Below are 14,444 nucleotides of genomic sequence, written 5' to 3'. Positions count from 1 at the left end.
CCTGAGAGATCTTCTTCATGAGTGTCCTTCCGGGAGCCAAGAACTTTACAACGGGTACTGGCAGCATGTGGCGGAACTCAGGCGAGAAGGCCGCACCGAGCGCTGCGATGCCGAGGGGTGGCGGCACGATTTTTGACAACCAGTACGCTACCGCGCGACCTTCGTGCGGCTCGATAATAGAAGAAAGTCAGTTCTCGGGGCTCGTGGTGTAGTTATTGCCATTCTGAGATAGCGGTCGTTCTTTGTGGCTGGAGTTAGGTTAGGGCTTGCGTTTGATGACTTCGGGTATGCGTGCTGGGCCGGTAATCCAAACTTCAGCGCCAGGCCATAGTGCGTGAACCGTACGGCTGGCAATTCGGTGCCAGTGCTGCAGCGTGCCGGTATCTAGAAGAGGCTCGAGGTGTGAGGCCCTGTTTCTGGCATGTAGGAGGGTTGAGCACCAGAAATAGGCGGTACCAGCTGAAGCGTCGAATCCTTTGCCTGTTGCGCAGATATTTGTCCGAAGGTCTATTGCCTGGTCCCAGATATCGAATTGTGGCGCGTTCGCACGACCTCCGAGCCGAATTGGTTTCGGTATGAGGTGCCTCCATGACCCAAAAGTTAGCGCGGCCACGAGGTCGTCGTGGGTTGGGTGTGGTTTGACTGCATGCCCGTTCAGTGGATCTCCCATCGAAGCCTTTGCTTTTGCTTCCCACCATGATCCATGAAGGTCTCCTTGGCGCCTGTGGGGGCTATTGGTCCAGCTGGATGGTGGAGTGCGGCGGACAATATGTGATAAGGGTACCTGTGGCTGGGTAATCCATTCTGGTGTACCGCCGACTTGCATGTTCCATGCTCGTAGCTGTTGATCAATCGTATCCCGCAGCGCAACTTCAACTAGCGCTAGGGTGCTTGTCACTGCGGCGGCTGCATCGATATTCCATTGATATAGTGCGAGGGCTTTTTCTGGTTCCTGGTGTGCTGCATCAAGATAGGTTTGAAACCGTGGGGCAGGGATATTTGTGATGAGCTTTTGATATGAAGACGGTTGCATTTGTTTTCCTTCATTATGTCAGCGTTGGCTGGTTTGCTCTGTAGAAAAGGGATGGGTATGATTGCGGTCATTGAGCAGGAATCACCTGCAAATTAAAGGAAATTCCGGTCCCGAACATTTTTGTTTGGGGCCGTTTTTCATTTCCGACTGCTTGGATCTAGCGACCCCCTAAGCCAAATTTACAGGTCGCACCCTCAGTAAAAAGGAGAAAGCCCTACAGGCGCCAATTGTCCTGTAGAGCTTTCTCCACTCATAGCGAGGGACCTTGTCCTCACTTTCTGCAGATTCACAGTACTCCTGGAAACGTTCAATGCAAGCTATTCCTAACCCGATGGCGGCAGAAGGGTCTGCCAGCAGAGCGTCTCTCTAAAGCGCAGGGCCCGCAACCCGTCGAGGTTCCCGTCGACCTCTTCCGGTCGACCAACGCAGGTCACGGCATTTTGAGGCTTTTCGACGCCAATTCCCCCATCTTGCGCTGACCTGCATTGGTCGACGCTAAGAGGTCGACCGGAACAGCCCAGCCCCCAACACCCCACCAGCCAAGCCGCATGCAATTCTGTTCACGAATTCTCTAGCAACGTTTAGACGACACATCCCACCCAGCCACATCCCACCCGCCAACACCACCACACACCCCACCTCCGGGCCCCACCCACTACACTGTGTATCCATGACTAACGCGAGCGAATCCCCAGCGCACCGTTACGGCGCTGGCCTGGCAAATCAGATTGAGCAGAAGTGGCAGACGTTCTGGAAGGACAACGGCACGTTTAACGCGCCGAACCCGGTCGGCGACCTCGCCACGGGCGACCCACTGCCCGAGGACAAACTGAATGTGCAGGACATGTTCCCGTACCCGTCGGGGGCGGGGCTGCATGTGGGGCACCCGCTTGGCTACATCGCGACGGACGTGTTTGCCCGCTACAACCGCATGTTGGGTAAGAACGTGCTGCATACGTTGGGCTATGACGCGTTTGGTCTTCCGGCGGAGCAGTACGCGATTCAGACGGGTACGCATCCGCGTACGACGACTGAGGCGAATATCCAGAATATGAAGCGTCAGCTGGGCCAGTTGGGTCTGGGCCATGATCCGCGTCGTTCGGTGGCGACGACGGATCCGGAGTTTTATATGTGGACGCAGTGGATTTTCCTGCAGATTTATAACGCCTGGTTTGATGAGGAGCTGCAGAAGGCGCGTCCGATTGAGGAGCTGGTCCGTGACCTGCTCACGGGCGCCCGCCTGACCAAGGATGGCCGTAACTTCCGCGACTTGACGCATGCGGAGAAGCACAAGGCGATTGATGAGTTCCGCTTGGTGTACCTGTCTGATTCGATGGTGAACTGGTGCCCTGGTTTGGGCACGGTGCTGGCGAATGAGGAGGTCACGGCGGAGGGCCGTTCGGAGCGCGGGAATTTCCCGGTGTTCCGCAAGCGGCTGCGTCAGTGGATGATGCGTATTACTGACTACTCGGATCGTCTGCTCGATGACCTGGACTTGCTGGATTGGCCGGAGAAGGTCAAGGCGATGCAGCGTAATTGGATTGGTCGTTCGCGTGGTGCGCAGGTGGCGTTCGCGTCGGAGGCGGGCCCGCTCGAGGTGTTCACGACGCGCCCGGACACGCTGTTCGGCGCGACCTACATGGTGCTTGCGCCTGAGCACCCGCTTGTCGACGCCCTCACCGCCGATGCCTTCCCGGCCGAGACGGATGAGCGTTGGATGAATGGGGCGGGGTCGCCGAAGGTGGCCGTCGAGAAGTATAGGGCGGCGATTGCTGCGAAGAGTGACTTGGAGCGCCAGGAGAATAAGGAGAAGACTGGCGTGTTCCTGGGTTCGTTTGCGACGAACCCGGTGAGTGGCGAGCAGGTGCCGATCTTCATCGCGGATTACGTGCTGACCGGTTATGGTACGGGCGCGATCATGGCGGTGCCGGCGCACGATGAGCGCGACTACGAGTTCGCGACCGTTTTTGGTCTGCCGATCGTGCCGGTGCTCGACGGCGACATTTCCGAAGAAGCGTTCACCGGCGACGCGCCGCACATCAACTCTGCGAACGAGCAGGGCCTGGACCTCAACGGCCTGGGCAAGGACGAGGGCATCGCGAAGGCGATCGAGTGGCTGGCCGCGAACGGTGCTGGTGAGGAGAAGATCCAGTACAAGCTTCGCGACTGGCTCTTTGCCCGCCAGCGCTACTGGGGCGAGCCGTTCCCGATCGTGTACGACGAGAACGGCCAGGCGCACGGCCTGCCGGAGGACATGCTGCCGGTGGAGTTGCCGCAGGTGGAGGACTACAACCCGGTGTCCTTCGACCCGGAGGACGCGGATTCTGAGCCGGCGCCGCCGCTGGCGAAGGCCACCGACTGGGTTGAGGTCGAGCTCGACCTTGGTGAGGGCACGAAGAAGTACTGGCGCGACACGAACGTGATGCCGCAGTGGGCGGGTTCTTCCTGGTACCAGCTGCGCTACATCGACCCGACGAACCAGGACGCGTTCTGCGACATCGAGAACGAGCGCTACTGGACCGGCCCGCGCGGCGAGAATGACCCGGGCGGCGTGGACCTCTACGTCGGCGGTGTGGAGCACGCGGTGCTGCACCTGCTCTACGCCCGTTTCTGGCACAAGGTGCTCTACGACCTGGGCTTTGTCTCCTCGAAGGAGCCGTACCGCCGCCTGTTTAACCAGGGTTATATCCAGGCGTACGCCTACACGGATTCGCGTGGCGTGTACGTCCCGGCCGCCGAAGTGGAGGAGAAGGACGGCAAGTTCTACCGCAACGGCGAGGAGGTCAACCGCGAGTACGGCAAGATGGGCAAGTCCCTGAAGAACGCCGTCGCGCCGGATGACATTTGCCGCGATTACGGTGCGGATACCCTGCGCGTCTATGAGATGTCGATGGGCCCGCTGGACACGTCGCGCCCGTGGGCGACGAAGGACGTCGTCGGCGCGCACCGTTTCCTGCAGCGCCTGTGGCGCCTGGTTGTGGACGAGGAGTCCGGCGAGGTCACCGTCACCGACGCGGCGCTCACTGAGGATGACAACAAGCAGCTGCACCGCACCATCGCCGGTGTCCGCGACGATTACGAGCACCTGCGGGACAACACGGTCGTCGCAAAGCTGATTGAGTTCACGAACTACCTGACCAAGACGTACCCGTCGGGCGCCCCGCGCGCGGCGGTCACGCCGCTGGTGCAGATGGTCGCGCCGCTCGCCCCGCACATCGCCGAGGAACTCTGGGCAAAGCTCGGCCACGCCGACACCATCACGTTCGAGCCGTTCCCGACCTTCGAGGAATCATTCCTTGTCGACGCCACCATCGAACTGCCCGTCCAGATCAACGGCAAGGTGAAGGCCCGGATCAACGTCCCGACGGACGCCTCCAAGGAGGACACCGAGTCCCTCGCCCTGGCTGACGAGCGGGTCAAGGAGCTGACCGACGGCAAGAACGTGGTCAAGGTGATCGTGGTGCCGGGCCGAATGGTGAACCTGGTCGTTAAGTAAACATTCAGGAAACGTGTAGGTGCTGCGGAGCGTTTGTGTGTACTGTTGGGCACCATGACTGAACCAAATACACCTAACAACGATCCGCAGAACCCGGGTGGCATCCCGTCCTACCCGGAATACGGCGCGTCGCCATACGGCCAGCCCTCGGGACAGCCCTACGAGGAGCAGGCTGATTTCGGTGCGTTTGACGTCAACTCGGCCGCCCAGGCGTCCGGGGAGAGTGCGTTGCGTTACCACGGCGCCCAGCTCGCCGTCCCGACGAGCCCCGCAGCCGCCATGCTCGCTAACGACGACGGCTTCGTCGGCATCACGCCCGCCCAGTACGGCGACGGCGTCACCCCGCACCCGATCAGCAACCCGGCCGTCAACGGCGTCGCGCACGGGCTGGGCACCGGGAAGCTGTCCGTCGGCGCTGCGCTGAAGTACGGTTTCAAAACCGCCTACGCTAACCCGGGCACCTGGCTGGTGCTCGCGTTTGTGTACGCGCTGCTGAACAACATCGGGGCCGTCTTCCAGAGCGACGGCGTGAGCGCCCTGGGCATGCTGGCCCTATTCTTCGTCACGCCGCTGTTCCTGGCCGCCGCGCTGCAGCAGACCCTGGTCGGCCCGAAGCAGTTCGTCCTGAAGGACATCAAGTCGGCTGCCTACGGCAAGACGCTGGGTATGTCGGTGGTCGTCGGCATCATCACGACTCTGATCTTCGCCCTGCTCATGGTGATCGGGTTCGTCGCTGGTTTCGCCGGCGCGGACCCGGAGGCGCTCCTGACCGCCTCGAGCGGTGATCTCAGCGCTATCGACCCATCCGCGTTCGTGACCCTATTCGTTGGGATCGGCATCGCGGTGCTGATCATGTTGCTTATCTCGCCGTTCTTCATCTTCCAGTCGTTCTACGCAGCCGACAACAACGGCACTTTCGGTGACGCCTTCAAGGCCGGCTTCACCACAGCGAAGAGCAACTACGGTGGTCTGCTCGGCCTGATGATCGTCTGCGGGATCCTGATGGCCACCGTCTCCGGCAGTGGCGCCGCCTCCGGCGTGGCCGCTTTTGTCTCGCTGGTGTTGGGCACGCTGCTGGCCGCCCCAGCACTCCTGGCGATGGTGTACGCCTACCGCCAGGTCTCCGGCGGCCCCGTCCCGCACGAGGTAGCCGTTGCCTAAGCGCAGCACCTATTACACGGCCGTGGCACTGACCGCCGCGGCCGTGCTCTTTTTTACCATCGGCAAGGCGTACGTTGGCCTGCCCGGGGTGTGGGAAGCATCCTCGCACGAGGTCCGCCACCTGCGCCTCATCCCCTTCGGCTCCTTCATCTACTACCGAGTCTGGTGGGGGCCGTGGCTCAACCTCATTGGCAACATCGTCCTCTTCCTCCCGGTCGGCTACCTGGCTGGCCTTCGGCTCGGCTCCGTCTGGAAGGCCGCCCTGGTGTCGATGGTGGCGTCACTAAGCATTGAAGCAGCCCAGTACGCGCTCGCCGCCGGCTACTCAGATATCGACGACCTCATCATCAACACCGCCGGCGGCACCCTGGGCGCTACACTTGCCCACATGCCCAGCTTCACCCGCACCATCTTCCCCGACGGCAACGAGCCCGACGCCCGCTTCACCCTCGCCAACGAGCGCACCTTCCTCGCCTGGACCCGCACCGCGCTCGCCTTCCTCGCCGGTGGCATCGCGCTGGGCGCCTTCGACGTCACCGGCATCCCACCCGGCACCCAAACCTTTGCCGCCGCCACCGTGATCGTGATCGGCATGGCTATCGCTGCCGGCGCCGCCATCCGCTGGGTCCGCGTCGAACGAGCGCTGCGCCACGGCCGCCCCCTGCCTGCCCCCGCGATCGCGCCGCTGCTCGGCGTCGGTATCCTGGTCGCCTCCATCGTGGTGTTAGTGGGGCTCCTCTCGTGACCATCCCCGTCCCAGACCCCGGCCTCCAGCCCGAGCGCACCGCCCTGAGCTGGACCCGCACCGCCCTAGCCATGCTCGTGTGCTCGATGGTGCTCCTGCGCTGGTCCCACGCCTACCCGGTGCCCGTCTTCGGCGCCATCGGGCTCCTGCTCACCCTGGCAGTGGTGCTCATCTCCAGATATCGACGCCTCTACCGCACCGAAGCCCACAACCTCGCCCAGGAGCGCTCCCAACCAAACACGATCTCCGTCTTCGCCACCGCCGTTGCCCTGGTGGCCTTGGGCGGGTTGGGCCTGTGGCTGGTCCTTGTGCAGTAGGTGTGCGCACCTTTTTCCTGCCTGGAAAATCCGTGACCTGGGGAAACGTGCCTGGCTTCGCGCGAAATCAGGGAATTTGGTGTCTTGCAGCGGGGTGCAGTGCCAAATCACGCAGCTAGGAAAAACTAGCCCTTTTCTGACCAGCGACTATGAACATCTATACCAAGCGTGGCTGCGTCCTTTGGCACTGGCTGCCGATCCTGTGCACCTTTTTCCTACCCGAGGAATCCGCGACCTGGGGAAACACGCCGGGCTGCGTGCGCGGGACTTCGCAAAGTCTGTCAGGACCAATTTCTGACCAGGTACGATGCCGACCGCTGACAAAGTCCGCCGGAATCTGTCAGCCCGGCCCTACCCCGACTCACAGCAGCGCAAAACCCCTTGACCCCAACGGGGACCGTGATAGTATCGACGAGGAGTTGTCCCCGAGGGAAGGAGTAGGCCGTGCTCATGTTCCGTGTTTCCGCCTAACACGAAACAGAAAGTTGAATGAGCATGCCTATTACCCTGAATAACGTCTCCCTCGAGTGGCCTAACGGAACCTCGTGCTTCTCGGACTTAAATGCCATATTCTCAAGTCACCTCACCGGCCTGATCGGTGATAACGGTTCCGGAAAAACGACTCTGATCAGGATCATTCTCGGCGAGCTACAACCGAGCACTGGTTCGGTCGAACGCCCGTCGAAAATCGCTTACCTACCTCAGGATCTTGGACTGCAACCGGGCACTACGGTTTCAGACATTTTTGGGGTCACCGAAATCATCGAGGCAATCAACGCCGTCGAAGGTGGCCAGTTCAATCCCGAATTGTTCGAGCTCATTGGCGACCGGTGGGATGCTGCTGAAGAGACTCAGGCTGTGTTGTCAGCTCATGGACTCGAGCTCAACTTGGACAGGTCACTGTCTACTATGTCCGGTGGAGAGGCTGTTCGTGTTGCACTAGTTGCGCTCATGGCTGACAACCCCGATTTCATCGTGATGGACGAGCCCACGAACAACCTCGATGCGGAAGCGAAAGCCCAGCTGATCCGATCTCTTTCCAAATCCACTGTTCCTGCGATTGTGGTGAGCCATGATCGCGACTTATTGGATTCCGTGGACGAAATTGCAGAACTTCACGACGGGAAGCTACGTCTTTTCCTCGGCAACTACTCTGCCTACCGCGAAACTCTGGCCAACGAACAGGACGCAGCGATGCGGGAGGTGCGGGACAAGAAGGCAATTCACAGTAGGCAGGTTCGGGAGCGTGAGGCGATGCAAACTCGCATTGCTCGGGACGCTCGTCGCGGAAAGAAGTTCGCGGCTCACAAACGCAAACCTGGCATGGCGATGGGGCTGGACAAGGATCGCTCTGAGAAGACTGCTGCTCGGCGTGGTGCGGCTCATGCCGAGTCTGTGGAGTCGTCTCTCGCTGCGTATCGTCACGCGCAAGACAAGGTTCGCGACGATCAACATGTGTTCATTGAGCTTCCCGGTACGGCGCTTCCGAACGGAACCCGTGTTATGGAAATCCCAGGGCTCACTGTTGTGGGCCCCGAGCGTGTCCGGATCACTGGGCCGAACGGCAGCGGAAAGACGACCCTGCTCAACTCTGTTGCAGACGGTAGCGCGGGGTATGTGATTAGGAATGTGGGGTACCTCCGGCAACGCATTGTTCTTGACCCTAATCAGACAGTCTTGGAGTTGGTCTCGGAGGCCAACGCGTCTGCTGACCCGCAGTATATTAGGGACCAACTCGCGCAACTGTTGTTTCAGAATGAGACTGTGCACGCGCCTATTGGAACGCTTTCGGGTGGTGAGCGTTTCCGCGTTGAGTTTGCCCGTGTTCTTCTTTCGTCGCCTGCTCCGCAGCTATTGCTTCTCGACGAGCCCACCAACAACATCGATATCTCAACCGTGAACTGGCTTGTCTCCGCTCTTGAGAGTTATGCAGGTGCGGTTCTTCTCGTCAGTCACGACGAAGACTTCTGTGAGCGTATGAACCTTGACAGGGAAGTTTCCATCGATGATCTGACCTGATGCCCCCAGGCATCCTCCCGCCAGAAAAGCGAAACCGGGAACTTTCTTGCGTCTCCGGACAGCCGACCTGGAGAAACACCGCCGTTGTGGGGCGCTAAGGGAAAACAAGGAATTTGGTGCGCGTACCCCGCCCCGCGTACCCCGCACCGCACAAGTACTAGGAAGAAAAGTCGATCGCGATGCATTTCAGCATGTCGTAGCCGTCCCCGTTGAGGGCGAACCCGTCGTCGGTGTCCTCGCCGAACCCGAAGGCCTCGAGCAACGCGGTGCCTTCTTTGTAGATGGTTGAGTCGGGAAGGTGGGGGGAGTCGGAGATGAGGTTGAACATGAGTTGGTTCCAGTTTTCGCGGCCGAAGGTCGCGTAGAATCCGCGGGCGATGTTTTCGGCGAAGTCGAATGGGTTGTCGCCGCCGCTGAGCAGCTCGACGCCCTCGTTGGTGATGGTGTAGCGCCCGGTTTGTTCGGCGCGCATGAAGCCGGATTCGACGAAGAAGTTGTGGAGGTGCCTGCGCCAGATGGGGTCGTCGGGGAGGAGTCCGTCCATGAGGTTGTAGAGGGCTTCGGTGATGCCGGTGTAGACGGGGGAGTCGAAGGTTGGGTTGGGCCCGTAGTAGTCCTCGAGGAATTCGCCGATGGCGGCCATGACGGCGGGGTTGCTTTCGGGGTTGGGGTCGATGGCCATGATGTCTTTGAGGTCTTCGCGGTTGGCCAGGTATTCGCGGAGCGCTTCGCGAACGTCTTCGTCTTCTTCGGCGGCAGCCTCGGGGTTCATCATGTTGCGGGCGACCATGGTTTCGACGCTGTAGTACATGCGGTTCGAGATACTGACCGGGTCTGCCTTGGTAAGCCTGTCCACCATGTGGCCCGGCGACATGACGGGCATCGCGGAGAACAGGGTTGGCGTGATGTGCATGTCGGCGGGTTGGCCGGCTGCGAGGCGGACGGCTTCGTCATAGAGCTCGCTCATCATGGCGGGGCCTTTGAGGTGCTCGATGACGTCGGGGCCGAGTGCGGAGATGAGGACGGGGGTCGGGCCTGCGATGGTGGATGGCCCGAGTACTTGGACGTTGATGTTCCAGTTGGCGCCGGCGTCGTAGATGTAACTCATGGTTTCGGGCATGTCTTGGACGGTGAGGTCGTTTTCGTCGTATTCGCCGGCGGCTGGTTGGGCGGTGTAGACGCGTTGTTCGCCGTTGATGTTCCCCGAAAACATGTGTGTTGCTGCGCTCGAGAAGCCGAGGGTGGCGTCGATAATGAGTGCGAGTTCCCCCAGGTACATCGAGTGATCAACATTAATGCATCGTGAAATCTCGGGTCGGGAGTTTTCTACGGTGATTAATAGAGAGATGTTCATGTCGTTCACTCTATAGTTTTGTATCTTTTAGCGCTCGCGAACTACCCAGAATGTGCAGCGGGTGACGCAGAGGAGCCAGTGGAAGACGAGGAGGGCTGGCAGTGCGGTGGCGATGATGGTGAGCCATTCGAGGTTCCAGACTTCGGCGAGGTGGTGGCTGCCGACGCTGATGGTGCCGGTGGGGAAGGTGGAGGCCCACCAGGCGGGGGAGTATCGCACCCAGTGCGCGACGGCGGGGTAGAAGTGCCACATGGCGAAGGCGATCATGGGGATCGCGATGATGAGCAGCACGGTGCCAACGATAAGCTCGGCATCCTTGCCGAACAGCAGGTCCACGGCGGACACTGTCTGCCCGACGACGCCGAGGGGGATCCAGGCGGTCGCCGCGTTCGGCCCGCTCAGGTCCACTTTTCGACGCCACGCCGCCACATACACCCTGGCAAACAGCGGATACGCTGCGCCTATCGACGCCACCAAGCAGCACACGCCGAGTATCCAGTAGATGTCGCCGCCGCCTTTGGCGTGGGTCGTCCCGGCCGTGTTGGCCGCCATGATGGGGCCGACGAGCGCGAGCCCCCACGCGAAGTTCGGTTCCCCTTGGAAGCCGCGGAGCTGGTTGGCGTACACGGCGAGGCAGGCGGGAGCCCCGACCCAGAACCCGACGAGGATGTACGTCAGGTTGTCGGTGAGGTTGGTCCAGGCGGTGCCGAGCGACATGATCCCGATGAACGTCATGGCCCACGGCGCCATCATGTCCTGGTGGAAGCGGGGCGTGCGGTAGATGATGAACCCGACGACGAGCGCCACCAGGATGGCCACCCCGATACAGGCCACGACCCACGCCAGAGGGTCGAGTCCGCTGATGACCAGCAGCGTCGCCACCAGCGAGGTCCCCATGAGGCTGCCGCCCCACGCCGGGCCCGCTGGCGGCAGGCTATAGCTGGTCCTGGTTTTCACACGCGCTCACGCTGCCAGGAACGGAATCGGAGTGCGCACGCGCACCAGTGGAACAGCAGCAGGAGCAGCAGCCCGAAGGAGAGGGCGTGCCAGCCCTCGGTCCAGGAGCCCAGGCACAGGGTGCCCACCGGGAATGTGGAGCCCCACCAGCCCGGGCCGTACGGCGCCCAGGTGAAGACCGCCTGGTAGAAGCAGTACATGCCGAAGAGGACGCACGGTACGCCGATGGCGAACATGATGATGCCGTAGAGGTGGGCGTCGAAAAGGAAGGTGGAGGCGGCCGTCGACTGGCCGACAACCCCGAGCGGAATCCAGGCCGTGCCTGCCGCCGCGCCGCGCGGGCGATCGCGGCGCCGCCACAGCGACCAGTAGCAGTAAGCGAACAGCGGGATCGCCGGGATGAACGTGAAGAAGAAGCACACGATGCCAGCGTGGTGGTAGAACATGCCGTGCTCGGCGGCGAGCTGCCCACCGGACGTCGCCGCGACCATCGGCGTGACCGGCGCCAGCCCCCATGGGAACGCCGGGGTGGTGTAGTGCTCCGATACCTTCCAGAAGCCCCACAGCTGCCACAGGCACACCGCGATCGACAGCGGCGCGCCAATCCACCAGCTGATCAGCTGGAAGATGTCGTTGCCGGTCAGCGCCGTCCACGCAGAGCCGCACGCCAAAAGCCCCATCGTGTACATGCCCCACGCCGCCATGTTCTGGTGCCGCGGCGGCTCGTTGCGAATACCCACCGTGAACACCGCCAATAACACGGCCGCTACCAGTGCAAACGCGATCTGGCCGAAGCGGAACCCGTGCAACCCGGACAGTGTAGAGGCGATCGACGTCCCCATCAGGGACCCGGCCCACGCGGGGCCATACTTAGGCAACTGCATGCACCTACGCTAAGCCCGCCAGGCCTGTTTGGCCAACTACGAAACGCTGCCGAACAGCAGCGCTCGGCCCGTTTCTGTCCCCGTGTTGCGGACCGTCACCGCCAGGTGCCCGGCCCCAACCTTGCCTGCCTGGCCGCGCTCCAGCGCGACCCCCTCCAGACGCAGCCCCTCCGACTGAGCAAGTAGGTGGTGCTCGTAGTCCTCGTTGACCCAGAGCGTGACCTGCGCGCCGGGCTCCACCCGCAGCTCCGCGGCAAGTCGCCCCTTGGGCCCCGGCCTTGACTGCCCCGCCAGGCGCCCCGCATAGACTCGCAGCTTCCCGCCGGGCGTGGTGTCCACCGCCTTGAGCACCACCCACTCCGACGGCTCGCGGTCCGTGAGCGCCTTCGTTGTCGTTGGTATGTCTTCAGCCGAACAGATTTCTACAGTCGCACGCATGCAGCTATCCTACCGACGTGCAGAAACTTTCCGGTGGCCTCCTACTTGCGCTGGCCCTGCTCACCGCAGCGGGCCCGCTCGGCATCGACATGTACTTGCCCGGCATGCCCGAGCTCGCCACCCAATTATCGACGTCCCCCTCCTCCGCCCAACTGACCATCTCGGGGTTCATGCTCGGGATGGCACTCGGCAACCTGGTCTTCGGCGCCATCTCTGACGGTACGGGCCGCAAACCCGCCATCCTGGTCTCCTCGGTGGTGGCGCTCGCGGCATCGGTGGCGTGCGCCGTCGCCCCCACGATCTCCTTCCTGATCGCCGCCCGATTCCTGCAGGGCCTGGCAGGGGGCTGTGCCGTCGTCGTCACCCGGGCCGTCATCCCCGACATCGCCCACGGCCGCGAGGCCGCCCGCGGACTGTCTGGCCTCATGGCGATCTCCGGCTTCATGCCCGCCATCGCCCCCGTGCTCGGCGGCCTAATCATCCCCGCCTTCACCTGGCGAGGCGTCTTCTGGACCATCGCCGCCGTCAACCTCGCCCAGATCCTCATCGCCTGGCGCTTCGTCCCCGAAACCCTCCCACCCGCCAAGCGGACTCGCGGCACACTGCGCACCATCTTCCCTCGCATGGTCCAGTGCCTGCGGCGCCCCGCCTTCCTCGGCTACATGTTCGCCGCCGGCCTCGGCTTTGGCACCCTGTTCTCGTACATCTCGGCATCACCGCTGGTCCTGCAGGTGCAGCTCGGCGTTACACCGACTGCCTTCTCCCTCATCTTCGGCGGCATCGCCCTGCTCATCCCGCTGTCGAACTCCATCAACATGCGCCTGGTCAAGACCCACCAGCCACGCACCCTGCTCGTTGTGGCGTTATCTGTTGACATCCTCGCCGGGCTGATCCTGCTCGCTTACAGCCAGCTCGGTCCCAACCTCACGATGCTCCCCTTCATCGCCACGCTGTCCGCCATGGCCGGGTTCATCATGGCCAACGCCTCGGCGCTCGCCGTGGAGGAGATCCGGGACATCGGGATCGGCGCCGGCACCGGCGCGATGGGCTTCTTCCAATTCATCATCGGCGGCCTGGTCCCTCCCCTGGTGGCGCTCGGGTCCAACCCGACCGCATCGATGGCCAACGGCATCCTCACCTGCGCCGGCCTGGCCCTTCTGGGAGTGCTTTTGGGTAGCGCTGCACCACATTCCAGGCCTAAAAACATCTAGCACTTCTGTGGCGTGCAGGTATCCTGGGGCCGCTTTTCAAATGCTGGAATTTGGTGCATGGAGTGGGGAGCGAGTGACAATGGACGCAATCCTGTCGGCTGAACCCGGTAAAAGCCCAGGTCGTGAAAAGTGGGTTGCGTCTTTTGTCACTCGGGTCGGCGAGGGTGACACCAAATTCCTTTGCGCAGAGATCGCGACCTGGGGAAATAGCCAGGCACCTTTCCGGAAAATCGGGAATTTGGTGCACGTTCTGCCGCGGTTAGCGCCAAATACCCACATTAACAATCAGCGACCTGGTCTTTTGCGTGCACGTCCAGCTCAACGCTCGAACTTAGAGAAAAAGAGCTATCGATTTCGATCCGGTTCTACTTATCCTCAGAGCGATTGTCCTTGAGAAAGCCCATGAAACTGAAGTATGGGACATCTTCTGTCGCTCGTTGAACGGCTTCGAAAACAGCATCACTAATAGGGTCAATTACCTGGTCACTTAGGTTTAAGACTTCCAAGAAGAAGTGCTGGGTAATCACGTATGGACGAAAGCTCTCCTGATTGCTACCAGGTTCTAATTCTTTAGCAAGTTCGTACTCGTCTTCATCGCATTCACTAACTGTGAAATCAGGAAGAGCGTCAATTTCGGAGAAGGAAAGTTTGAGTTCCTTCTGGAAACGCTCTGCAATGTGGTAAGAATCCTTTTCAGAGCAATACACGTAAAGCTCTTCGTAAAAGCCTTGCAGCTCACCATTTGACAAGGAAGAAAGACTGGTCATTCGAAAGCCGCTCCGTTCATGAGTAGTTGGGATAGTAAGTTTAGCTTTCACGGGGGCAGCAA

At 61.4% G+C, this 14,444-nt stretch carries 11 protein-coding genes; 6 read left to right on the top strand and 5 right to left on the bottom strand.

Annotation, left to right across the window (positions count from 1 at the left end; genetic code table 11):
- Nucleotides 1-1,703 precede the first annotated feature (1,703 nt).
- The 5 genes from leuS to KBP54_RS10615 all read left to right on the top strand — a co-directional run bounded on the left by leuS (nucleotide 1,704) and on the right by KBP54_RS10615 (nucleotide 8,771).
- Entirely contained in the window at nucleotides 1,704-4,529 is a 2,826-nt protein-coding gene (gene leuS / locus KBP54_RS10640; RefSeq protein ID WP_256005714.1) for a leucine--tRNA ligase, read from the top strand.
- 54 nt (nucleotides 4,530-4,583) lie between these two features.
- Nucleotides 4,584-5,690, top strand: coding sequence for a hypothetical protein (locus KBP54_RS10635; RefSeq protein WP_256005712.1), 1,107 nt, complete (start codon nucleotides 4,584-4,586; stop codon nucleotides 5,688-5,690).
- A 22-nt stretch (nucleotides 5,691-5,712) separates the two neighbouring features.
- Nucleotides 5,713-6,435: a VanZ family protein gene (locus tag KBP54_RS11265; protein WP_418904468.1), complete on the top strand. Its 723-nt coding sequence runs from the start codon at nucleotides 5,713-5,715 to the stop codon at nucleotides 6,433-6,435.
- On the top strand, nucleotides 6,432-6,752 hold the full coding sequence (locus KBP54_RS10620) for a DUF202 domain-containing protein (protein ID WP_256005711.1): 321 nt from the start codon (nucleotides 6,432-6,434) through the stop codon (nucleotides 6,750-6,752). Before KBP54_RS11265 ends, KBP54_RS10620 begins: the two co-directional genes overlap by 4 nt.
- Before the next feature lie 495 nt (nucleotides 6,753-7,247).
- Nucleotides 7,248-8,771, top strand: coding sequence for an ABC-F family ATP-binding cassette domain-containing protein (locus tag KBP54_RS10615; protein WP_256005708.1), 1,524 nt, complete (start codon nucleotides 7,248-7,250; stop codon nucleotides 8,769-8,771).
- Nucleotides 8,772-8,928: 157 nt separating this feature from the next.
- On the opposite strand, the gene KBP54_RS10610 is transcribed toward KBP54_RS10615, so the two are convergent.
- From KBP54_RS10610 to KBP54_RS10595, 4 genes are read right to left on the bottom strand one after another with little or no spacing between them, the layout of a single operon-like run.
- Entirely contained in the window at nucleotides 8,929-10,125 is a 1,197-nt protein-coding gene (locus tag KBP54_RS10610) for a plasmid pRiA4b ORF-3 family protein (protein ID WP_256001186.1), read from the bottom strand.
- A gap of 27 nt (nucleotides 10,126-10,152) precedes the next feature.
- Complete coding sequence (locus KBP54_RS10605) at nucleotides 10,153-11,082, bottom strand: SLAC1 family transporter (RefSeq protein WP_240492768.1); 930 nt, start codon at nucleotides 11,080-11,082, stop codon at nucleotides 10,153-10,155.
- Nucleotides 11,079-11,966, bottom strand: coding sequence for an SLAC1 family transporter (locus KBP54_RS10600; protein WP_070361705.1), 888 nt, complete (start codon nucleotides 11,964-11,966; stop codon nucleotides 11,079-11,081). Before KBP54_RS10600 ends, KBP54_RS10605 begins: the two co-directional genes overlap by 4 nt.
- A 36-nt stretch (nucleotides 11,967-12,002) precedes the next feature.
- Complete coding sequence (locus tag KBP54_RS10595) at nucleotides 12,003-12,404, bottom strand: hypothetical protein (protein WP_070361706.1); 402 nt, start codon at nucleotides 12,402-12,404, stop codon at nucleotides 12,003-12,005.
- On the opposite strand from KBP54_RS10595, the gene KBP54_RS10590 reads away from it, so the two are divergent.
- Nucleotides 12,362-13,615 carry a multidrug effflux MFS transporter gene (locus KBP54_RS10590; RefSeq protein ID WP_256001183.1) on the top strand — a complete coding sequence of 418 codons (1,254 nt, stop codon included), beginning with the start codon at nucleotides 12,362-12,364 and terminating at the stop codon, nucleotides 13,613-13,615. The two genes, KBP54_RS10595 and KBP54_RS10590, sit on opposite strands and share 43 nt — an antisense overlap.
- Nucleotides 13,616-13,980: 365 nt before the next feature.
- Here KBP54_RS10590 and KBP54_RS10585 read toward each other — a convergent pair whose 3' ends face one another.
- Nucleotides 13,981-14,382, bottom strand: a complete 402-nt coding sequence (locus KBP54_RS10585) for a hypothetical protein (protein ID WP_070361708.1) — start codon at nucleotides 14,380-14,382, stop codon at nucleotides 13,981-13,983.
- Nucleotides 14,383-14,444 lie beyond the last annotated feature (62 nt).

The sequence above is a fragment of the Corynebacterium pseudogenitalium genome, assembly GCF_024453815.1.
Classification (GTDB): Bacteria; Actinomycetota; Actinomycetes; order Mycobacteriales; family Mycobacteriaceae; genus Corynebacterium; species Corynebacterium pseudogenitalium.
Note: the sequence above shows the minus strand (reverse complement) of the source record. Positions and strands in the feature narration are given on the sequence as shown.

What these genes read in the sequence shown, in the direction of transcription:
- leuS (WP_256005714.1), top strand. Translation starts at nt 1,704, where the DNA reads ATGACTAACGCGAGCGAATCCCCAGCGCACCGTTACGGCGCTGGCCTG.
- KBP54_RS10635 (WP_256005712.1), top strand. Translation starts at nt 4,584, where the DNA reads ATGACTGAACCAAATACACCTAACAACGATCCGCAGAACCCGGGTGGC.
- KBP54_RS10615 (WP_256005708.1), top strand. Translation starts at nt 7,248, where the DNA reads ATGCCTATTACCCTGAATAACGTCTCCCTCGAGTGGCCTAACGGAACC.
- KBP54_RS10610 (WP_256001186.1), bottom strand. Translation starts at nt 10,125, where the DNA reads ATGAACATCTCTCTATTAATCACCGTAGAAAACTCCCGACCCGAGATT.
- KBP54_RS10600 (WP_070361705.1), bottom strand. Translation starts at nt 11,966, where the DNA reads ATGCAGTTGCCTAAGTATGGCCCCGCGTGGGCCGGGTCCCTGATGGGG.
- KBP54_RS10595 (WP_070361706.1), bottom strand. Translation starts at nt 12,404, where the DNA reads ATGCGTGCGACTGTAGAAATCTGTTCGGCTGAAGACATACCAACGACA.
- KBP54_RS10585 (WP_070361708.1), bottom strand. Translation starts at nt 14,382, where the DNA reads ATGACCAGTCTTTCTTCCTTGTCAAATGGTGAGCTGCAAGGCTTTTAC.